Raw genomic sequence first — 20,446 nt, 5'->3', positions numbered from 1 at the left:
GGATTGAACGATGGCTTCCCGACGCGGGCAGATGCTCGACGGAGTCCTGTTGCTGGACAAACCGGAGGGCCTGTCGAGCAACCATGCGCTGCAGCGCGCCAAACGCACGGTGGACGCCCGCAAGGCGGGCCACACCGGCACGCTGGACCCGTTCGCCACGGGCCTGCTGATCTGCTGCTTCGGCCGCGCGACGAAGATTTCCGCCGCCATGCTGGAGGCCGACAAGGTCTACGAGGCGACCCTGGCCTTCGGCGAGGAGACCGACAGCGGCGACCTGACGGGCCACGTCACGGCGCGCGCGCCGGACGATTTCGCCGGCGTGGACGCCGCCGCGCTGGAAGCCGCGCTGGCTCCGTTCCGGGGCGAGATCGAGCAAATCCCGCCCATGGTGTCGGCGCTCAAGCGCGACGGCAGGCCGCTGTACGAATACGCCCGCCAGGGCATCGAGCTGGAGCGCCCGCCGCGCCGGATCGTGATCCATGCGCTGGAGCTGCTGGCCTGCGACGGCCGCAGCGCCCGGCTGCGGGTGCATTGCAGCAAGGGCACCTACGTGCGCACCCTGGCCCAGGACATCGGCCGCCGCCTGGGCTGCCTGGCGCACCTGTCGGCCCTGCGGCGCACCGCCGTCGGGCCGTTTTCGATCGAGCAGGCCGTGGGGCTGGAAGCCCTGCAGGCCATGGAAGCGCCGGCCGCGGCGCTGATCCCTTTACACGCCTTGCCGGACGGTCTGCGCCCGGCAAGCGCTTCCACCGAGGACAACATTCTATGAAACGAGCTTTGCGCAACGTGGCCATCATCGCCCACGTGGACCATGGCAAGACCACACTGGTCGACCAGCTGCTGCGGCAGTCCGGCACCTTCCGCGACAACCAGCAGGTGTCGGAGCGGGTGATGGATTCGGGCGATATCGAGCGCGAGCGCGGCATCACGATCCTGGCCAAGAACTGCGCCGTCGAATACGAAGGCACGCACATCAACATCATCGACACCCCGGGCCACGCCGACTTCGGTGGCGAGGTCGAGCGCGTGCTGTCCATGGTGGACGGCGTGCTGCTGCTGGTCGATGCCGTCGAAGGCCCGATGCCGCAGACCCGCTTCGTCACGCGCAAGGCGCTGGCGCTGGGCCTGAAGCCCATCGTGGTGGTCAACAAGGTCGACCGCCCGGGCGCGCGCCCGGACTACGTGGTCAACGCCACCTTCGACCTGTTCGACAAGCTCGGCGCGACCGAGGAGCAGCTGGATTTCCCGGTGATCTACGCCTCGGGCCTGTCGGGCTACGCCGGGCTGACCGACGACGTGCGCTCGGGCACCATGCGGCCCCTGTTCGACGCCATCCTGCAATACGTGCCGCAGCGCGACGACGACGCCGACGGTCCCCTGCAGCTGCAGATCATTTCCCTGGACTACAGCAGCTACGTCGGCAAGATCGGTGTGGGCCGCATCAACCGCGGCCGTCTGCGCGCCGGCCAGGACGTGGCGGTGAAGTTCGGTCCCGAGGGCGAGTCCTTCAAGGGCCGCGTCAACCAGGTGCTGAAGTTCAAGGGTCTGGAGCGCGAGCTGGTGAACGAGGCCGAGGCCGGCGACATCGTGCTGATCAACGGCATCGAGGACATCGGCATCGGCTGCACCCTGATGGACCCGGCCGTGCCCGAGGCGCTGCCCATGCTGCGCATCGACGAGCCCACGCTGACCATGAACTTCATGGTGAACACCTCGCCCCTGGCCGGGCGCGAGGGCAAGTTCGTCACCAGCCGCCAGCTGCGCGACCGCCTGGACCGCGAGCTGAAGTCCAACGTCGCCCTGCGCGTGAACGACACCGACGACGACACCGTGTTCGAGGTCTGCGGCCGGGGCGAACTGCACCTGACCATCCTGCTGGAGAACATGCGCCGCGAGGGCTACGAGCTGGCGGTGTCGCGTCCGCGCGTGATGTTCAAGGAGATCGGCGGCGTCAAGTGCGAGCCGTACGAGCTGCTGACCGTGGACGTGGAGGATGCGCACCAGGGCGGCGTGATGGAAGAACTGGGCCGGCGCAAGGGCGACCTGCAGGACATGCAGCCCGACGGGCGCGGCCGCACCCGTCTGGAATACCGCATCCCGGCGCGCGGCCTGATCGGCTTCCAGAGCGAATTCATGACGCTCACGCGCGGCACGGGCCTGATGAGCCACATCTTCGACGACTACGCGCCGGTGCGCGAGGGCGGCGTCGGCGAGCGCCGCAACGGCGTGCTGATCAGCCAGGACGACGGCACCGCCGTGGCCTACGCCCTGTGGAAGCTGCAGGAGCGCGGCCGCATGTTCGTGTCGCCCCAGGATCCGGTCTATGAAGGCATGATCATCGGCATCCATTCGCGCGACAACGACCTGGTGGTCAATCCGATCAAGGAAAAGAAGCTGACCAACGTCCGCGCCTCCGGCAAGGACGAGCACATCGACCTGGTGCCGCCCATCGCCATGAGCCTGGAATACGCCGTCGAGTTCATCGCCGACGACGAGCTGGTCGAAGTCACGCCCAAGTCGATCCGCCTGCGCAAGCGCTACCTGCAGGAGCACGAGCGCCGCCGCAGCCTGCGCGAATCGGCCTGATCGAATCGGCCTGATCCTCGGGCCAGCCGAACCAGCGAAGACCCCGCCTCATGGCGGGGTCTTCGTGTTTGCACGGGTTTGCATCGGCCATATCGCGCCGTGGCTTGCCTCGCGCCTCGGTCGAATGCGGGCCCGGATCAGCGGGTTTCCGCCCGGATCACGATGGCCAGTCCCGCCAGCAGTGCCGCCAGGCCGGCGTAGGCCAGCGCGCCGGGACGCTCGCCCACCACCACCAGGGCGAGCAGGAAGGCGGTGACGGGCTCCATCAGGGCCAGCGACACGCCGCTGGCGGCGCTGATGCTGCGCAGGCCCGTGGTGAACAGCAGGTAGGCGACCCCCGTCGAGGCGATGCCGAGGAATCCCACCACCAGCCAGCCCGAGGGCGTGATCTGCAGCGGCCCGGCCCACAGTGCGGCGGCCGGCAGGGCCAGCAGGGCGCTCACCAGGAACACGCCCAGCGTGGTGACGGCCGGCGCCGAGCGATCCACCAGCCGCTTGTTCAGCAGGGTGTAGAGCGCGTAGGCCAGGCCGGCGGCCAGGCACAGGGCGATGCCCAGCGGATCGGCCTGGAGGTCGCCGGCGCGGCCGAACACCAGCAGCACGCCGCCGCCCACCGCCAGCAGCGTGCCCGTCCACCAGCCGGCGCCAGGCCGCGCGCCGCCGGCCAGCTGCAGCAGGCCGGCCCAGATCGGGCCGCTGCCGATGGCCAGCGCCGTGCCCACCGCCACGCCCGTGGATTTCACCCCGGCGAAGAACGCCAGGTTGTAGCCCGCGATGCAGGCGCCGGCCCAGGCGGTGCGCCGCCAGTCCAGGCCCGCCAGCTGGCGGGCCAGGTGGGGCAGGCCATTGACCGAGCCGGCATAGGCCAGGAAGAAGAGGGCCGCCACTCCCAGGCGCAGGGCGCCCACCCAGTAGGGCGAGAGCGCGCCGTCGGAGAAACTCTGGGCCGTGCCCGTGGTGCCCCACAGCATGCCGGCGCCCAGCACCAGCAGGATGCCTTGCAGGGGCCGCGCCTGCGAGGCGGCGGGGGAAGGATTCGATGTCGTGCTCATGCCCTCATGATGGCGTATCCAGCGCCGGGCGTCTGTCGAGAAACGCTCATGGTCCGTCCGGGGGCTGGCGGCGATGGTGCGGGGACGCCCGGGCGTGTGCCGCGCCGTGGCGGTGGCCGGAGGCGTTCGCGCCGCAGGCGGATTCAGGATGCGGGCTGGCGCAGCGCGCGGGCGCCGGTCCCCCGGTCGCGCCGCAGCGCATAGGCCAGGGCGCTGCCCGAACGGTAGCCGACCTGCGCGGCGACGGCTTCCAGCGTCGCGCCGCGCGCCAGCGCCCGGCTGGCGCGCCCCAGCCGCAGGGCGCGCAGGTGGTCGCCCGGCGTGCGGCCGGTGAGCTCCAGCAGCCGGGCGTGGAAGCGCTGCGGGCTGAGGTTGAACAGCCGCGCCATGCGGGCCGTCGGCCAGGCCTCGTGCAGCGCCCCGGCCAGGGCGGCGTCCAGGCGCGCCAGATCCAGGCCCCGGCGCGAGGCCAGCACCGTGGGCAGGTCCAGCAGCAGGGCCAGCTGCCGCGCGGCATCGCCCTGGCCGCCCAGGGCGCGGCAGGCCGGCGTCAGGGCGAAGCGCCGCAGCCGCTCCAGCCCGGCCGATTCGGGCGCGTCGATCACCAGGATGCGGGTGCCGGGCCGCGCGCAATAGGCGTGCCGGGCGCCCGCCGGAATCAGCATGCCGCAGGACGGATCCGTGAACAGGGCATGCCCGTCGACTTCCAGTTCCATGCGCCCGGCCAGCGGCATCATCACCTGCGCATGATCGTGGACGTGGACGTCCGCCTGTCCATCGTAGGTGCGCAGCGTGCTGACCGGTTCGAGTAGCGGCATGGCGGGGGAGGGATCGGGATGCGGAAATGCGGATGCGTCGATCTTACAGCGTCTTGCGGCGCGCCGGCGGTGTGCCGCACGGCGCTGCTGGCGGCGGGGCCGCTTAAAATGGGCCCACGGCTCCGTCGCGCGCCGCCGTGGCGCCCGGAACGCCGCGCCGCGTTTTTCATGATCCTCTACCTGCACGGATTCCGATCCTCTCCCGATTCCTTCAAGGCCCGCCTGATGGCCCGGGCCCTGGCCGAGCGCGGCCTGGCGTCCGACTGGTGCTGCCCGCAGTTGCCCGCCAGTCCGGCCGCCGCGCTGGAACTGGCCCTGGGGCTGGTGCGGGACCGCCTGGGCGCGGGGGCTGCCGGCTCATGCCCAGGCGCGGCGCCCGAAGCTGCCGATGCGCCGTCCGGCGACGGACGTTCGGGCGGTGCGCCGCCAGCCGGCGACGATACGCCCGCCGGAGAGGGGGAGGGGGGCCGGGCGCCGTCCGGCGAGGACGCTGTGGCCCGCCTGACAGTCGTCGGCTCGTCCCTGGGCGGCTTTTACGCCACCTGGCTGGCCGAGCGCCTGGGCTGCCGCGCCGTGCTGCTCAATCCCGTCGTCCATGCGGCGCGCGACCTGGCGACCCAGGTCGGCTCGCACCGCACCTTCCATGGCGACGCGCCGTTTGAATTCCTGCCCGGCTACGTGGAGGAGCTGGCGCGGGCCGAGGCCGACATCCCGGTCTTGACGCGGCCGGAACGCTATTTTCTGCTGGCCGCCACCGGCGACGAGGTCCTGGACTGGCGCGAGATGCGGGCGCGCTTCGCGGGCTGCCGCCAGCGCATCATCGAGGGCAGCGACCACGGCATGTCCGATTTCGCCGACTGGCTGCCCGAGGTGCTGGATTTCGCCCTGGGCGATCCGGGGTCATCGGCCGAGGCAGCGCGGGATGCCGCTGGCCGGTGCGTCGTCACGGGCAACTGGGACGCGCTGGGCGTCGAGGCCAGCCGCATCCGCCTGGAGGTCTTCGTCGAGGAACAGCGCGTGCCGCTGGAAGAAGAGCTGGACGCCCGCGACGCGCAATGCCTGCACGCCATCGCCTACGATGCCGACGGGCAGGCCATGGGCACCGGCCGCCTGCTGCCCGACGGCCACATCGGCCGCATGGCCGTGCGCAGGGCCTGGCGCGGCCAGGGCGTCGGCTCGCTGCTGCTCACCGCATTGATGGATGCGGCCCGCCGCCGCGGCGATGCGGAAGTCGTGCTGGACGCGCAACTGCAGGCCCGGCCCTTCTACGCCCGCCACGGTTTCGTGGAGGAGGGCGACACCTTCATGGACGCGGGCATCCCGCACCGGGTGATGCGGCGGCGGTTCTGAAGGCTGCCGGAGCAGCCCCGCGAGGGCGTGGGCGCGAATATCATCCCGCGCCGGGTGATGCGGCAGCGGTCTTGAACGATGCGGGAGCGATCCCGCCAGGGATCAGGAGCGGAAGATCTCGTCCAGGGTCGTGGCGTCCACGAAGTTCAGCGACCAGGCTTCCAGATCGTCCGCGCCGGCGGCGCGGATGCGCTGCTCGATGGCGGCATCCACCGCCCCGAAGCGGCGCTGGATCTGGCGCAGCAGCAGGTCGGCCTGGCCCTCGGTGCGGCCCTTTTCCACGCCTCTTTGCGTATACAGCCGCTCGGCGATCGTCACGTAGCTCATCTTGCGCTCCTGTTCCAGGCGTTCCACCGCCGCCAGATAGGCCGGCTCCTGCTGTGCGGGCAGCCGCAGCATCCATTCGATCAGCCGCAGCAGCGGCTGGATGTGTTCCCGGTCGTAACCGTACCCGTACAGCAGCCGCACCAGCGAGACAGTGGGCTCCAGCCGCTGCGCCCCGGTCCGATACCGCAGGGCCTGCAGCTGCGCCATGATCACCACGGCAAACGGGTTCGTGCGCGCCAGCGATTCCAGCTCGCTCCAGCGGCCCAGCCACTGGGACAAGTGTACGGCATGAAAGGAAAAATACACACCCTGGCCGAGGAACTCGCGCCGGTATTCCAGGCGTTCGGGACCCGAGCGGCTGGCCACCAGGATGGCCAGGCTGAACAGCGCCGGCGGCGCGCGCCCCGCGCGGGCGTTCAGGCCTTCGTGGCGGTGTTCGATGCGCGTCCTGTAGCGGTACATGCGCTGCGCGATCCGGGACAGGGCGCGGGCGCCCATGCCGCCGCCCTGGACTTCGACGTGGACCAGGATCCAGGCGTCGGCGCCGTCCTTGTGGCGTACCCGCACCAGCTTGTCGGCATGCAGGCGGCCATGGCCGGGCGGGCCATCCGGGACGCCCAGGGCCTGCAGTTCCTTGTCCAGGAATTGCGGGGCCACCGACCAGTCGATGACCTGGTAGAGGGCGTGCGCCAGCAGTTCGATGGCCTGGCGGAAGAAGAGTTCCAGGGCCTCCTTCCAGGGACTGTCGTGGTCGTCGGCGGGGACGGCAGCGGCAGCATCCGCCGCCATCGCGGCGGGGACAGCCGAAGCAGCCGCAGCAGGGGCAGCAGTAGAAGCAACAGCGGCAGGCGAAGCGTCGTTCCGATCGGGCATGGCGGGCTTCCGGATGCAGGAAGCCTCATTCTGGGCAGGCCCAGATTCCCCCGCCAGACTGGGAAGTACGAACGGACGAAAATATCCCAGGCATGGAACGCGCAGTCCCGGCTTTCGTTCGATGCGACACGAAATGTCGCGCCCCGCGCCTAGCATCGATCCGTGGACATTCCAAAGCAGGAGCCGCCCCATGCTCGTTCCGCCCAAACCTTTCATGCTGCAATGTCCGGCCTGCGGCTGGAAGCGGGTCCACCGGCCCGCCAGCCGTCCCGCCGGCAACGTGTTCTGGCATGGCCAGACCAGCGGCATGCTCCCGCATTCCCCGGTCTGCGCGCGCTGCGGCCACAGGCCCGTCAAGACCCGCCGCCTGACCGCTCTGGAAAAGGCGGTGGATGCCGCCCTTCATCCTTTCAGGAGTTGACCATGAAGAATCTGCTGGCCATCATTGGACTCTACGCCGTCCTGCGCAAAGGCTGGGAGCTGTACGAAAGCCACGAGGCGCTGAAAAAGGAAAACGAGTCCCTGCGCAGGCAGCGGGAGGACGCCTGAACCCCGCGCGCTAGCGGACTCCCCCCGACCGATCCCCCGAAAGGATCACCCGAAAGAACCGCCCGAAAGGATCACGCCCGTGTTCGACTTCAAAGAAACCTCGCAGAACTTCGGCCAGGCCCTGGAAACGGCGGCGACCGACATCCTGGACGCGAACCTGCCCAAGGTCCAGGAAGCGCTGGACCGCTCCATCCAGCAGGCGGCCGCCCAGTTCGACGCGGCGGCCGGCAACAACATCCGGACGCTGTCCGGCGAACTGCACGAGCAGATCCAGTTCGCCAAGCGCGAGTTCGACGACACGATCCGCGTGGCGAAGGGGGAGATGGTGGATGCGGTTCAGATCCTGCTGCGGGATTTCAGGAAATACGTCATCGCGCCGCTCTGGGCGATGCTGTTCATCTTCGGGATGGCCATTGCGGGCCTGGCCGGTTTCGTGATCGGCCACGGATGGTGAATCGTTCCGGCACGGGGCCGGGCCCTACTTCAGGTTCCCCGACAGAAACTGCCGCAGCCGCGGGCTTTGCGGGTTGTCGAAAATATCGGCCGGGGCGCCGACCTCCTCGGCCACGCCCTGGTGCAGGAACATGACCTGCGACGCCAGGTTGCGCGCGAAGCCCATTTCGTGGGTGACGACCAGCATGGTGCGGCCTTCCTCGGCCAGCTTCTGCATGACCTTCAGCACCTCGCCCACCAGCTCCGGGTCCAGCGCGGACGTGGGCTCGTCGAACAGCATGACCTCGGGCTCCATGGCCAGGGCGCGGGCGATCGCCACGCGCTGCTGCTGGCCGCCCGACAGGGACGAGGGATACTGGGTTTCGACCTTGGGGTCCAGGCCGACCTTGGCCAGGTAGTGGCGGGCGCGTTCGACGGCTTCGGCGCGGCCCAGCTTCAGCACCTGGATCGGCGCCTCGATCACGTTGCCCAGCACGTTCATGTGCGCCCATAGATTGAAGTGCTGGAACACCATCGCCAGTTTCGAGCGCAGGCGGCGCAGCTGGTCCAGGTCGGCGGCGTGGGGCTCGCCGTGCTTGTCGTGGACGATCTTCAGCATTTCGCCGTTGAGCGACACCGAGCCCTGATTGGGCTTTTCCAGGAAGTTGATGCAGCGCAGGAAGGTCGACTTGCCCGAGCCGCTGGAGCCCAGGATGCAGATCACGTCGCCGGCGTTGGCCGTCAGGGAGACGCCCTTGAGGACCTCGTTGTCGCCGTAGCGCTTGTGGATGTTGAGTACTTCGAGTTTGGACATGGGGATCGGTATGAACAGGCCCTAGCGGTGGGTGCCCAGGTAGGCCAGCGTGCGGCGCTCGAACCGGCGGAACAGCCAGATGAGTGCGAACGACAGGCACAGGTAGAGCAGGGCGGCCAGGCCGTAGGACGCGAAGGTCTGGTAGGTGGCCGAGTTGGCGTCGCGGGCGACTTTGAGGATGTCGGGCACGGTGGCGGTGAAGGCCAGGGAGGTGGCGTGCAGCATCAGGATGACTTCGTTGCTGTAGGCCGGCAGCGCGCGGCGCAGGGCCGAGGGCAGGATCACCCGGCGGTACATCGCGAAGCGCGTCATGCCGTAGGCGCGCGCGGCCTCGATCTCGCCGGCGCTGGTGGCGCGGATGGCGCCGGCGAAGATCTCGGTGGTGTAGGCGACGGTGTTCAGCGTCAGGGCCAGCACCAGGCAGTTGAAGCCGCTCTGGAAGAACGCCGCCAGCGGCGGGGTGCCCTTGACGAAGTCCAGGCTGTAGATGCCGGCGTAGATGAACAGGATCTGCACGTACAGCGGCGTGCCGCGGAACACGTAGCTGAAGGCCCACAGCGGGACCGACAGCCAGCGGCGCGAGGACACCCGGGCCACGGCGAGGAAGATCGAGACGAAGAAGCCCATCGACACCGACAGCACCAGCAGCCACAGGGTGATGGCCATGCCCGACGGGCTGCCGTTGCTGGCGTACAGGTAGGCGCGCCAGAACTGTTCGAGCACGTCGGTCATAGCTGCGCCTCGCGCACGCCCACGCTGTAGCGGCGGTCCAGCCAGTACAGGATGCCGTTGGACAGGGTGGTCAGGGCCAGGTAGATCAGGCCGGTCAGGCTGATGAACAGGAACACCCGGAAGGTGACGTTGCCGGCGTCCTGGGCGACCTTGACCAGGTCGGTCAGGCCGATCAGCGACACCAGCGCGGTGGATTTCAGCAGGACCTGCCAGTTGTTGCCGATGCCGGGCAGGGCGTGGCGCATCATCTGCGGGAACAGCACGCGGCGGAAGACCTGGAATTCGCGCATGCCGTAGGCCGTGGCGGCCTCCATCTGGCCGTAGGGCACGGCCATGAACGCGCCGCGGAAGGTCTCGGCGAAGTAGGCGCCGTAGATGAAGCCCAGCGTCAGCACGCCGGCGCCGAAGGGATCGATGTCGATCGGGTCCAGCCCGAGCAGGTCGGTCAGGTCGTTCAGGTAGATCTGCATGCTGAAGAAGATCAGCAGCATCAGCACCAGATCCGGGACGCCGCGGATGAGCGTGGTGTAGGCGGTGGCGGCCAGGCGGGCGCCCCACGAGGCCGACAGCTTGGCCCAGGCGCCCAGCAGCCCCAGCCCCACGGCCACGGCCAGGGACAGCAGCGCGAGCTTGATGGTGACCCACGTCCCCTCCAGCAGCAGGGGACCGTAGCCGTCTAGAAACATGGGTATCGGGGATGGACGATGGAGTGGAGGATTCCGGCCCGCGGGCCGGTGCGGCGGCGCCCTGCCCGGGATGCGCCGGCCGCGCCGCGCCGGACGGAGCCCGCCAGGCCGCCTCCGGGGAGGCCGGGCCCGGGCGCGCGCTCAGGCGGCATGGCGCGGCGGGCGCGAAATCACTGGGCGGGGAACTGGATCAGGCCTTCGGCGAAATATTTCTTCGCGTAGCCCTGGATCGTGCCGTCGGCCAGCATGGCCTTGAGGGTCTTGTCCACGTCGGCCTTGACCGCATTGCCCTTGCGGATGCCCATGGCGATGGGCTCGTTCAGGATCGGGTCGTCCAGCGTCATGTCGGCGAGCTCGTAGCCGGCGCCTTCGGGCTTGTTCAGGAAGCCCTCGACCGCGCTCTGGGCTTCCTGGAAGGTGGCGTCCAGGCGGCCGGCCGTGACGTCCACGTAGGCGTTGGTGTAGCTGGGATAGGCGACGACCTCGACGCCCTTGGGCGCCCAGTGCTTGCGCGCGTAGGTTTCCATCGTGGTGCCCTGCTGCACGCCGACGCGCTTGCCCTTCAGGGATTCGGCGGTGGGCTGCAGGCCGCTGCCCTTCTTGACCATCAGCTTGACCGGCACGATGTACATGGGCGTGGAGAAGTCGATGACTTTCTTGCGCGCCTCGGTGGCGGTCATGGTGGAATTGGCGAGGTCGAACTTGCGCGCCTGCAGGCCGGGAATCAGGCTGTCGAAGGACTGGTCGATCCACACGCAGGTGCGGTTCAGGCGCTTGCAGAGCTCGTTGCCGATGTCGATGTCGAAGCCTTCGAGCTGGCCGTTGGGGTTGCGGTATTCAAACGGCGGGTAGCCGGCTTCGGTGGCGATCTTGAGTTCCTTGGCGTCGGCGGCGGCGCCCACGGCGGGGATCAGGCCGGCCGCGATCAGCAGCGCGGCCCCGAGCAGGGTGGTTTTCATCGCATGGTTCTCCTGGGTGGTCGGGCGGCGGGTGGCGCCGGCCGACGGTGACAAGGCGTGATGTTAACCCAGGTTTTTGCCGGGGCGCATCGAGCATTACCCCTAGGGATGCCCGGCCCCGGCCGCGGAGCCGGCGCCGGCCGCGGCCGGATTCAGGTCGGCAGCGCCGGTTCGCGGCGCTGCTCGATCTGGGCGGCTTCCTGGATGAGGCGCACGATTTCGTCGATGTCGTCGGAGACCAGCAGCAGGTCGAGGTCGAAGGGGCCGATCATGCCGTGGGTGAGCAGCTGGTCGCGGACCCAGTCCATCAGGCCGGACCAGAATTCCACGCCCACCAGGATGATGGGGGCGGGCGGCTGCTTCATGGTCTGCACCAGCGTGATGGCCTCGAACAGCTCGTCGAGCGTGCCGAAGCCGCCGGGCAGCACCACGTAGGCCAGGCTGTGCATGAAGAACGAGGCCTTGCGCGAATTGAAATATTCAAAGTGCAGGCTGTCGGTCTGGTAGGAATTGTCGGTCTTTTCGCGCGGCAGGCGGATGTTCAGCCCGACGCTGCGCCCGCCCGCCTCGAAGGCGCCGCGGTTGGCGGCCTCCATCAGGCCCGGGCCGCCGCCGGCGATCACCGGCAGGCCCAGCTGCGCGATGCGCGCGCCCAGTTCCATGCCCAGGGCGTAGAAGGGGTGGCCGCGGGGAACCCGGGCGCTGCCGAAGATGCTCACGCCCAGGCCGATTTTCTGGAAGGCCGAGGCCGCCGCGCGCATCTCTGCAATAATCGTGGGAATCTGTTGTTCGGCCGAAACGCGTTTCGTCTTATTGTCCGTCATGAAAAAAACCTTGTTGCTCGTGGATGGGTCCAGCTACCTGTACCGCGCCTATCATGCGATGCCCGATCTGCGCAATGCGCGCGGCGAACCCACCGGAGCCCTGTATGGCGTCGTCTCCATGTTACGGAGGCTGTTGCTGGATTACAAGGACGTGGCGACTCACGGAGCCTGCGTGTTCGACGCCCCGGGCGGTTCGTTCCGGGAAACGATCTACCCCGACTACAAGGCCCATCGCCCTTCGATGCCCGACGACCTGCGCGCCCAGATCGAACCGATCCACGAGGCCGCCGCCGCGCTGGGCTGGACCGTGATCGCGGCGCCGGGCGTGGAGGCCGACGACATCATCGGCACCCTGGCGCGCCAGGCGGGCGAAAACGACTTTTATACCATCATTTCGACGGGCGACAAGGATCTGGCCCAGCTGGTCAACGACCGGGTGGAGCTGATCAACACCATGTCGGGCGAGCGCCAGGACCGCGAGGGCGTGATCCGCAAGTTCGGCGTGCCGCCCGAGCGCATCGTCGACTATCTGATGCTGACCGGCGACGCCGTGGACAATGTGCCCGGGGTGGAGAAGGTCGGCCCCAAGACCGCCGTCAAGTGGCTGAACGAATACGGCGACATCGACACCCTGGTCGCCCATGCGGGCGAGATCCGCGGCGTGGCCGGGGAAAACCTGCGCGCGGCGGCGCCGAATTTCCCCATGACGCGCGACCTGCTCACCGTGCGCCTGGACTGCGAGCTGCAGGACGGCTGGGTGCCGGCGGCGCTGGGCCTGCGGCCGCCCGACCACGAGACGCTGGTGCGGCTGTACGAGACCTATGGCTTCCGGACCTGGCTGCGCGAGGAAACCGGCGAGCCGGGCCGCATTCCGGTCCAGGACGCCCGCGCGGCGCGCGAGGTGCCGCCCGCGCCCGACGCCATCGATTACGAAACCATCCTCGACGAGGCGGCGCTGGACCGCTGGCTGGCGCGCCTGCGGGCGGCGCCCCTGGCCGCGCTGGACACCGAGACCACCAGCCTGGATCCCATGGCGGCCCGCCTGGTGGGGCTGTCCTTCGCCATCGAGCCCGGCCGCGCGGCCTACGTGCCGGTGGGCCATCGCGGGCCGGGCACGCCCGAGCAGCTCGACCGCGCCCTGGTGCTCGAACGCCTGCGCCCCTGGCTGGAGGACCCCGCCGCGCCCAAGCTGCTGCACCACGCCAAGTACGACGCCCACGTGTTCGCCAACGAAGGGGTCGCCCTGCGCGGGGTGCGCCACGACACCATGCTGCAGGCCTACGTGCTGCAGTCCCACCGGCGCGTGAACCTGCAGGAACTGTGCATCCAGTGGCTGGGGCTGACGGGCACGACCTACGAGGACCTGTGCGGCAAGGGCGCGCGCCAGATCGGCTTCGACGAGGTCGCCCTGGACCAGGCGGCGCATTACGCCGCTGAGGACGCCGACTTCACCCTGCGCCTGCACCAGGTCCTCCTGCCCAAGGTCGAGGCCGAGGCCGGCCTGAAGCGCATCTACGAACTGGAGATCCGCACCTCCGACGTGCTCACGCGCATCGAGCGCAACGGCGTGGCCATCGACGCCAAGGTGCTGGCGGCGCAGAGCCACGAGCTGGGCCGGCAGATGATCGACCTCGAGGCCCAGGCCCACGCCCTGGCGGGCCAGCCCTTCAACCTGAATTCGCCCAAGCAGCTGGGCGAGATCCTGTTCCAGCGCATGCAGCTGCCGGTGCTGCGCAAGACGGCGGGCGGCGCGCCCTCCACCGACGAGGACGTCCTCACCCGCCTGGCGGCCGACTACCCCCTGCCGCGCCTGCTGCTCGACTACCGCGGCATCGCCAAGCTGAAATCCACCTACACCGACAAGCTGCCGCGCATGATCGATCCGCGCACCGGCCGGGTGCACACGCGCTACGCCCAGGCCGCCGTGGTGACCGGACGGCTGGCCTCGTCCGACCCGAACCTGCAGAACATCCCCGTGCGCACGGCCGAGGGCCGGCGCGTGCGCTCGGCCTTCGTGTCCAGCCTGGGGAAGATCGTGTCGGCCGACTACTCGCAGATCGAATTGCGCGTGATGGCCCACGTGTCGGGCGACGCCAATCTGCGCCAGGCCTTCGCCCAGGGACTAGACATCCACCGCGCCACGGCGGCCGAGGTCTTCGGCCTGCCCCTGGACCAGGTCGACGCCGAGCACCGGCGGGCGGCCAAGGCCATCAACTTCGGTCTGATCTACGGCATGGGCGAGTTCGGCCTGGCGAGCAACCTGGGCATCACCCGGGCGGCGGCCAAGTCCTACATCGACCGCTATTTCATGCGCTACCCGGGCGTGGCCGACTACATGGACCGCATCCGCCGCCAGGCCCGCGAGCAGGGCTACGTGGAGACCGTGTTCGGACGGCGCCTGTATTTCCCGGAACTGTCCGGCGCCAAGGGGCCGCGCGCGGCCGCCGCCGAGCGGGCCGCCATCAACGCGCCCATGCAGGGCACGGCGGCCGACCTCATCAAGATGGCCATGGTGGCGGTGCAGGACTGGCTGGACGCCGAGGGCCTGCGCAGCCTGATGGTGATGCAGGTCCACGACGAACTGGTGTTCGACGCCGCCGACGACGAGATCGAGGCCCTGCGCGAGCGGGTGCCGGTGCTGATGGCGGGGGTGGCGGAACTGGCGGTGCCGCTGGTGGCCGAGGTCGGCGTCGGCCCCGACTGGGGCGCCGCGCACTGAGCGGCGGTGCGCGGGCGCGTCCCGCGGCCGGCAGGCTCGTGCCGCGTGCGCCGCGCACGGCGCGGCGGGCTCACTCCGATTCGCGCAGCCGGTTGGGGCGCAGTTCGCCGTGGCGGTCCAGCACGGGGTAGGCCGCCGCGTTGACCAGGCAGGCGTTCACCCCGCCGGCGTCGCGCAGGATTTCCAGGTAGAAGGCGCCGATGTCGGCGGCGTCGATGCGGCCGGTCTTGATGCGGTCCAGGTGGCGCTCGGCCGCGCGGGCTTCCAGGGCGCGGAAGTGTTCCTTTTCAAAGGCCAGGGCGCGCGCCGCGGCGCGGTCGCCCGAGACGAACACGGCGGCGGCCTGGCGCAGGTTGCGCTGCAGCCGCTCCAGGACGTCGGCCAGCTCGGCCTGCTGCTCGGGATCCAGCTCCCAGTGCTTCTTGTGCAGCCGCCCCGCGTGGCCCAGCAGGCCCATGCCCGACACGTCGGCGGCGTGGGCGACGTTCATGGAAAAGGTCAGGATGGATTTGAGGTACTGCGCGTCGTCGGCGCTGAGGCTTTCCTGGTCCTGGGTCGCCAGGTAGGCGGTCACCGAGCGGTCCAGCTGGCTGATGGCGCCGTTCAGGTAGCGCGCCTGGCTGGTCGCCCGGGGATCGTCGCGCAGCAGGGCCTGCCCGGTCAGCCGCAGCGATTCGCGCAGCAGGTCCGTCAGCCGCAGGGCCTCGCGGGCGGCCTGGCCCAGCGCCACGGACGGGACTTCGCGCGCGGATTCGTCCAGGTATTGGGGGCGGGCCGGGTCGTGGGGATCGGCGCGCGCCGGCAGCAGCCGCTGCAGCAGCCGGGCGTAGGGTTCCAGCGCGGGCATGAAGCAGGCGGCCACCACGAGGTTGAACAGCAGGTGGAAGTTCGCCACGGCGTGCGCAGCGTCGCCCAGCGCCGCCATGATCGGGCCGGCCCAGGGCAGCAGGGCCAGACCCAGCAGGCAGCCGGCGGCGCGCGTGCCCAGGTTGCCGATGGGCAGGCGCCGGGCGGCGGGGTTGCCCTCGCCGCCGCCTTCCAGGACCGGATTGATGGCGGTGCCCAGGTTGGCGCCCAGCACCAGCGCGTAGGCCAGCTCCGGCGGGACCAGGTCGTGATGGGCGAGCGACATGATCAGCACCACCACGGCCACGCTGGAATGCGAGGCCCAGGTCAGCGCCGCGCTGGCCGCCAGGGCGATCACCGGCGCGTCGGCCAGGGCGAGCAGGGCGCCGCCCAGCAGCGGCGCGTTCTGCAGCGGCTCGAACAGCGTCACCAGCTCGTGCAGCGCCAGCAGCAGCAGGCCCAGGCCGACCAGGGCCCGCCCCAGGTCGCGGGCGCGGCCCGGCTCGTAGTGGCGGAACATCCAGACGCCGACGAGCACCAGCCCGGGCGCCAGCGCGGTGGGGTCGAAGGACAGGGCCTGGACGATCAGGGTGGTGCCGACGTTGGCGCCCAGCATGGCCGCCAGACCCGGCACCAGGGGCACCAGGCCGTCCAGGGCGAAGCCGGTGATCATCAGCCCGGTGGCCGTGCTGCTCTGGATGGCGGCGGTGATGAGCAGCCCCGTGCCGAAGGCGCGCGGGGGCGAGCCCATGGCGCGGCCCATCCACAGGCCCAGCGCCTTGCCGAAGGCCCGCTGCACGCCGGTCTGCACCATGTGCACGCCCCACAGCAGCAGGGCGACGAAGCCGCCGAAGGCGACCAGGACCTGGAGTTCGCGCACGGCGGGCGGCCGTCCGGTGCCCGCCCTAGGCCGCCTGCCGGCGCAGGGCTTCGATGCGCTGTTCGATCGGCGGATGCGAGGCGAACAGGGCGCCGAGGGCGCCGCCCGTGATGCCCGAGGCGGCGAAGGACTTGGGCAGTTCGCCGGCCTCGATCCCGCCCAGGCGGGCGAGCGCGCGGATCATGGGCTCGCGCGCGCCCAGCAGGTGCGCCGAGCCCGCGTCGGCGCGGAATTCGCGCCGGCGGGAGAACCAGGCGACGATGATCGAGGCGAGCACGCCGAAGAGGATCTCGCAGACGAAGACGCTGGCGTAATAGCCGATGCCGACGTCGCGTTCGTTCTTGAGCACGGCGCGGTCGATGAAGTAGCCCACCAGGCGCGACAGGAAGATGACGAAGGTGTTGACCACGCCCTGGATCAGGGTGAGGGTGACCATGTCGCCGTTGGCGATGTGGGCGACTTCGTGGCCCAGGACGGCGGTGACTTCCTCCTCGGTCATGGACGAGAGCAGGCCGGTGGACACCGCCACCAGGGACTCGTTGCGGAAGGCGCCGGTGGCGAAGGCGTTGGGCGCGCCTTCGTAGATGGCGACTTCGGGGCGGCCGATGCCGGCCCGGTCGGCCAGCTGGTGCACGGTGGCCACCAGCCAGGCCTCGCGCCGGTCGCGCGGCGCCTGGGGATCGATGACCCGGGCGCCGGTGCTGGTCTTGGCCATCCATTTGCTCATCAGCAGCGAGATGAACGAGCCGGTGAAGCCCACCAGCGCCGCAAAGACCAGCAATGCGGCCGGATCGATGCCGTTGGCCGTGAGATAGCGCCCGACCCCCAGGAGGTTCATGGCGATGTTGAGCACCAGCACGACCGCCAGATTGGTCGCGAGGAACAGGATGATGCGCTTCATGTGGGGCAGGGCTCCGCAGGAAAGGAACGATGATGGCCAAAGTGTATAGTATCGGCTTCCTGTTCGTGTCGTGGTGACGCATGCAGTCTTTGTGGATGTTGCTGGCCTGCGCCATGTTCGCCGCGATGGGGGCCTTCGTGAAGGTCGCCGCCGACATCGGCGCCACGCTGCCGGAAATCGTCCTGTTCCGTGGCATCCCCTCCGTCCTGCTGCTGTATTTCTGGGCGCGCGCCACGCGGCGCACGATCCGTCCGTCCAGCTGGCGCCTGCACGTCTGGCGCAATCTCAGCGGCATCACGTCCATGTGGCTGGGCTTCTTCGCGCTGTCCCGCCTGCCCCTGCCCACGGCCGTCAGCCTGAACTACACCGCGCCGCTGTTCATCGCCGGCTGGATGCTGTTCTTCGGCGGCGCGCAGCGCGACCCGGTGCGCGTGCTGGCCGTGCTGGCGGGTTTTCTCGGGGTGCTGGGCGTGCTGCGCCCCAGCATTCAGCACGACCAGTGGATCGCGGCCCTGATGGGGCTGGGGGCGGGCGGCCTGGCGGCCGTCGCCATGATGCAGATCCGCCAGCTGGGCCAGATCGGCGAGCCCGAATGGCGCACGGTGCTGCTGTTCTCCCTGGGCGTCTGCCTGAGCGGCCTGGGCGGCATCGCGCTGCAGGGCTGGCGCACCACGGACCCCCTGGCCTTGCTGGCGCTCGTCGGGCTGGGCGTGGCGGGGCTGGTGGGCCAGCTGGCCATGACCCGGGCCTTCGGCTTGGGGTCTACCCTGTTGACGGCGGCGCTGCAGTACATGACCATCATCTTTGCCGCCTTGATCGGCGTCCTGTTCTGGGGCGACCGGCCGGCGCCGCTGGCCTGGGCCGGCATGGCGCTGATCATCGGTTCCGGCCTGCTGTCGGTCTGGCGCACATACACCGAGGCGCGCGCCCTGCGGGGCGTCCGCGGCGCGGCCTAGTTTTCACGAAGGAGGTAAACCCGTCATGACCGCATTGCTGATTCAGCCCGAGGCCCTGCGCGAGCGCCTGACCCGGCCGGGCTGCCTGGTCTTCGATGTGCGCCACGACCTGGCGGACCATCAGGCGGGCCGGCGGGCTTACGAAGCGGGCCACATCCCCGGGGCCCTGTACCTGGACCACGAAACCCAGCTGTGCGCCCTCAAGACCGGGCGCAACGGCCGCCACCCCTTGCCGGATCGCGCCGATTTCGCCGCCCTGATGCGGGCCCAGGGCCTGACGGCCCGCACCGACGTGGTGGTCTACGACGCCGGCAACGCCATGTTCGCGGCGCACCTGTGGTGGATGCTGCGCTGGCTGGGGCACGAATCGGTCTCGGTGCTGGACGGCGGCTGGGCCGCCTGGCTGGCGGCCGGCGGCGCCGTCGAGACCGGCGCGCGCGCGCCCTCGCTGAGCGAGGCGCAGGCGATCCAGGGGCTGGTCCTCTCGGGCAAGCCCTCGATGCCCGTGGTCGATGCCCGCGCCGTGCTGTCCAACCTGGACGAGCCGCGCTTCACGGTGCTGGATGCGCGCGCGCCCGAGCGCTTCAGCGGCGCGGTCGAGCCCATCGATCCGGTGCCGGGGCACATCCCGGGGGCGCTGAACCGGCCGTTTGAACGCAATCTGGGCCCGGACGGGCGCTTCAAGCCCGCCGCCGAACTGCGCGCGGAATTCGAGTCCCTGCTGGGCGGCCGGCTGGACCGCGGCATCGTCCATCAGTGCGGCTCGGGCATCACCGCCTGCCACAACCTTTTCGCCATGGAACTGGCCGGCCTGCGCGGCTCGGCCCTGTATCCGGGATCCTGGAGCGAATGGTGCGCCGACGCCGCCCGGCCGGTGGCGAAAGGCGATTGACTCCCGCCTCGCGCCTTGCAAGGCGCTCCGATTCACCAGGCACGGATCAGTCCGCAGGGAACTGATCCGTGACGGGGTTCATCATGCGGCGGTACCAGGCGTGGAAGTGCGCCATGCCGTCCTCCAGGGGGCTCTGGTAGGGGCCGCATTCGTTTTCGCCGCGCTCCATCAGGGCGCGGCGGCCGGCGTCCATGCGCTCGCCGATCTCGTCGTCCTCGATCGCCGTCTCCAGGTAGGCCGCGCGCTGGGCCTCGATGAATTCGCGCTCGAAGGCGACGATTTCCTCGGGGTAGTAGAACTCGATCACGTTGACGGTCTCCTGGGGGCTGACGGGGTGCAGCGTGGACAGCACCAGGACGTGGGGATAGAGCTCGATCATGTGGGTGGGAAAATACGTCACCCAGATCGCGCCGAAATCGGGCGCGGCGCCCGAGCGGTACTGCAGCAGGCGGTCGTGCCACTGGCGGTAGACCTCGGTGCCGGGCTGGCCCAGGGCCTGGTGGACGCCGACGCGCTGCATGCTGTGGAATTCGCCGAATTCCCATTCCAGGTCGTCGCAGGTGACGAAGCGCCCCAGCCCCGGGTGGAAGGGGCCGACGTGGTAGTCCTCCAGGTAGACTTCGATGAAGGTCTTCCAGTTGTAGTGGCAGGGGTGGACTTCCACGTGGTCCAGCACGTAGTCGGAAAAATCGAATTCCGGCCGCTCGAACAGGCCGCCGAGGTCGCCCAGCGGATCGCGCGCGCCCTCGAACAGCAGGCCATGGCAGTTGCGCAGCGGGAATTCCCGCAGCCGCAGGTCCGGTTTCTCGGGAAACAGCGGGGCGTTCAGCAGCCGGCCCTGGGTGTCGTAGCTCCATTGGTGGATCGGGCACAGGATGCGCCCGCCCGTGGCGCACAGGTTGCCGGCCGAACAATCGGCGTCGCGCCCCGTCTGGCTGCCCAGCATCAGGGCCTGGCGGTGGCGGCAGACGTTCGACAGCAGGCGCACGTCGGTCCGGTCGCGCAGCAGGACCCGGCCGCCGCCCTCGTGGGCCAGGGTGCGCCAGTCGCCGGGGTCGGGCACCATCTTCTCGTGGCCCACGTAGCACGCGCTGCGCTCGAAGATGTGGCGCCGTTCCCGGGCCAGGACGGCCGGATCGAAGTAGTGGTGGACCGGAAGCTGGCTGGCCAGATCGGCGCCGGAAGGGATGTAAGGGTTGGTCATTGGTTCCCCCCGCAAGAATGGAACCGCCCGGAGCGCCGCCGGGACG

General features: G+C 69.9%; 20 protein-coding genes and 1 pseudogene. 10 read left to right on the top strand and 11 right to left on the bottom strand.

Annotated elements, in window-relative coordinates:
• The first annotated feature begins 10 nt into the window (after nt 1–10).
• Both truB and typA read left to right on the top strand, forming a co-directional pair.
• Nucleotides 11–769 carry a tRNA pseudouridine(55) synthase TruB gene (gene truB / locus HNR28_RS15885; protein ID WP_043683462.1) on the top strand — a complete coding sequence of 253 codons (759 nt, stop codon included), beginning with the start codon at nt 11–13 and terminating at the stop codon, nt 767–769.
• Nucleotides 766–2,586: a translational GTPase TypA gene (gene typA, locus HNR28_RS15880; RefSeq protein ID WP_043683459.1), complete on the top strand. Its 1,821-nt coding sequence runs from the start codon at nt 766–768 to the stop codon at nt 2,584–2,586. The genes truB and typA overlap by 4 nt, the downstream gene beginning before the upstream one ends.
• A gap of 137 nt (nt 2,587–2,723) precedes the next feature.
• On the opposite strand, the gene HNR28_RS15875 is transcribed toward typA, so the two are convergent.
• Both HNR28_RS15875 and HNR28_RS15870 read right to left on the bottom strand, forming a co-directional pair.
• The gene (locus HNR28_RS15875; protein WP_151024416.1) at nt 2,724–3,638 is read right to left on the bottom strand and encodes a DMT family transporter; all 915 of its coding nucleotides are present in this window, start codon (nt 3,636–3,638) and stop codon (nt 2,724–2,726) included.
• 143 nt (nt 3,639–3,781) lie between these two features.
• Entirely contained in the window at nt 3,782–4,456 is a 675-nt protein-coding gene (locus HNR28_RS15870) for a helix-turn-helix domain-containing protein (RefSeq protein ID WP_151024417.1), read from the bottom strand.
• A 168-nt stretch (nt 4,457–4,624) separates the two neighbouring features.
• Here HNR28_RS15870 and HNR28_RS18875 point away from each other — a divergent pair.
• Together HNR28_RS18875 and HNR28_RS15860 are read left to right on the top strand one after the other, a co-directional pair.
• Nucleotides 4,625–5,353: pseudogene (locus HNR28_RS18875) on the top strand (YqiA/YcfP family alpha/beta fold hydrolase); the annotation flags it as partial.
• Nucleotides 5,327–5,806 (top strand): GNAT family N-acetyltransferase, encoded by a 480-nt coding sequence (locus HNR28_RS15860; RefSeq protein ID WP_242404322.1) that lies wholly within the window; start codon nt 5,327–5,329, stop codon nt 5,804–5,806. The pseudogene HNR28_RS18875 and the gene HNR28_RS15860, both read left to right, overlap by 27 nt.
• A 102-nt stretch (nt 5,807–5,908) precedes the next feature.
• Here HNR28_RS15860 and HNR28_RS15855 read toward each other — a convergent pair whose 3' ends face one another.
• Nucleotides 5,909–6,922: a DUF4351 domain-containing protein gene (locus HNR28_RS15855; RefSeq protein ID WP_151024418.1), complete on the bottom strand. Its 1,014-nt coding sequence runs from the start codon at nt 6,920–6,922 to the stop codon at nt 5,909–5,911.
• 274 nt (nt 6,923–7,196) lie between these two features.
• Here HNR28_RS15855 and HNR28_RS15850 point away from each other — a divergent pair, with 274 nt between their 5' ends.
• The 3 genes from HNR28_RS15850 to HNR28_RS15845 all read left to right on the top strand — a co-directional run bounded on the left by HNR28_RS15850 (nt 7,197) and on the right by HNR28_RS15845 (nt 8,009).
• Nucleotides 7,197–7,427, top strand: a complete 231-nt coding sequence (locus HNR28_RS15850; RefSeq protein WP_151024419.1) for a hypothetical protein — start codon at nt 7,197–7,199, stop codon at nt 7,425–7,427.
• A gap of 2 nt (nt 7,428–7,429) precedes the next feature.
• Complete coding sequence (locus tag HNR28_RS18730; protein ID WP_276808398.1) at nt 7,430–7,555, top strand: hypothetical protein; 126 nt, start codon at nt 7,430–7,432, stop codon at nt 7,553–7,555.
• Nucleotides 7,556–7,634: 79 nt separating this feature from the next.
• Nucleotides 7,635–8,009, top strand: coding sequence for a hypothetical protein (locus HNR28_RS15845; RefSeq protein ID WP_043683453.1), 375 nt, complete (start codon nt 7,635–7,637; stop codon nt 8,007–8,009).
• Nucleotides 8,010–8,033: 24 nt separating this feature from the next.
• Here the strand turns inward: HNR28_RS15845 and HNR28_RS15840 are convergent, their stop codons facing one another.
• From HNR28_RS15840 to HNR28_RS15820, 5 genes are all read right to left on the bottom strand, one after another.
• Nucleotides 8,034–8,801: an ABC transporter ATP-binding protein gene (locus HNR28_RS15840; protein ID WP_043683450.1), complete on the bottom strand. Its 768-nt coding sequence runs from the start codon at nt 8,799–8,801 to the stop codon at nt 8,034–8,036.
• A 21-nt stretch (nt 8,802–8,822) separates the two neighbouring features.
• Nucleotides 8,823–9,533: a histidine ABC transporter permease HisM gene (hisM, locus tag HNR28_RS15835; RefSeq protein WP_151024420.1), complete on the bottom strand. Its 711-nt coding sequence runs from the start codon at nt 9,531–9,533 to the stop codon at nt 8,823–8,825.
• Entirely contained in the window at nt 9,530–10,219 is a 690-nt protein-coding gene (locus HNR28_RS15830) for an ABC transporter permease (protein WP_043683445.1), read from the bottom strand. The genes hisM and HNR28_RS15830 overlap by 4 nt, the downstream gene beginning before the upstream one ends.
• 170 nt (nt 10,220–10,389) lie before the next feature.
• On the bottom strand, nt 10,390–11,178 hold the full coding sequence (locus HNR28_RS15825) for a transporter substrate-binding domain-containing protein (RefSeq protein WP_151024421.1): 789 nt from the start codon (nt 11,176–11,178) through the stop codon (nt 10,390–10,392).
• A gap of 152 nt (nt 11,179–11,330) precedes the next feature.
• Nucleotides 11,331–12,002: an LOG family protein gene (locus HNR28_RS15820; protein ID WP_043683440.1), complete on the bottom strand. Its 672-nt coding sequence runs from the start codon at nt 12,000–12,002 to the stop codon at nt 11,331–11,333.
• Between HNR28_RS15820 and polA the strand changes: the two genes are divergently transcribed.
• Nucleotides 12,001–14,721 carry a DNA polymerase I gene (gene polA, locus HNR28_RS15815; protein ID WP_043683438.1) on the top strand — a complete coding sequence of 907 codons (2,721 nt, stop codon included), beginning with the start codon at nt 12,001–12,003 and terminating at the stop codon, nt 14,719–14,721. The two genes, HNR28_RS15820 and polA, sit on opposite strands and share 2 nt — an antisense overlap.
• Nucleotides 14,722–14,791: 70 nt before the next feature.
• Here the strand turns inward: polA and HNR28_RS15810 are convergent, their stop codons facing one another.
• Both HNR28_RS15810 and htpX read right to left on the bottom strand, forming a co-directional pair.
• A complete protein-coding gene (locus HNR28_RS15810) occupies nt 14,792–16,447 on the bottom strand; it encodes a Na/Pi cotransporter family protein (RefSeq protein WP_043683437.1) in 1,656 nt (551 codons plus the stop codon).
• Nucleotides 16,448–16,472: 25 nt separating this feature from the next.
• Nucleotides 16,473–17,348, bottom strand: a complete 876-nt coding sequence (htpX, locus tag HNR28_RS15805) for a protease HtpX (RefSeq protein WP_043683435.1) — start codon at nt 17,346–17,348, stop codon at nt 16,473–16,475.
• 80 nt (nt 17,349–17,428) lie between these two features.
• On the opposite strand from htpX, the gene HNR28_RS15800 reads away from it, so the two are divergent.
• Nucleotides 17,429–18,304, top strand: a complete 876-nt coding sequence (locus HNR28_RS15800; protein ID WP_084330665.1) for a DMT family transporter — start codon at nt 17,429–17,431, stop codon at nt 18,302–18,304.
• Between the two features lie 25 nt (nt 18,305–18,329).
• Entirely contained in the window at nt 18,330–19,196 is an 867-nt protein-coding gene (locus tag HNR28_RS15795; protein ID WP_043683432.1) for a sulfurtransferase, read from the top strand.
• A 46-nt stretch (nt 19,197–19,242) separates the two neighbouring features.
• Here HNR28_RS15795 and HNR28_RS15790 read toward each other — a convergent pair whose 3' ends face one another.
• Entirely contained in the window at nt 19,243–20,400 is a 1,158-nt protein-coding gene (locus tag HNR28_RS15790) for an aromatic ring-hydroxylating oxygenase subunit alpha (protein ID WP_151024422.1), read from the bottom strand.
• Nucleotides 20,401–20,446 lie beyond the last annotated feature (46 nt).

This window comes from Castellaniella defragrans (genome assembly GCF_014203015.1).
Classification (GTDB): Bacteria; Pseudomonadota; Gammaproteobacteria; order Burkholderiales; family Burkholderiaceae_B; genus Castellaniella; species Castellaniella defragrans.
The sequence above is the reverse complement of the archived record's forward strand: the minus strand, read 5'-3'. Positions and strand labels throughout refer to the sequence as shown.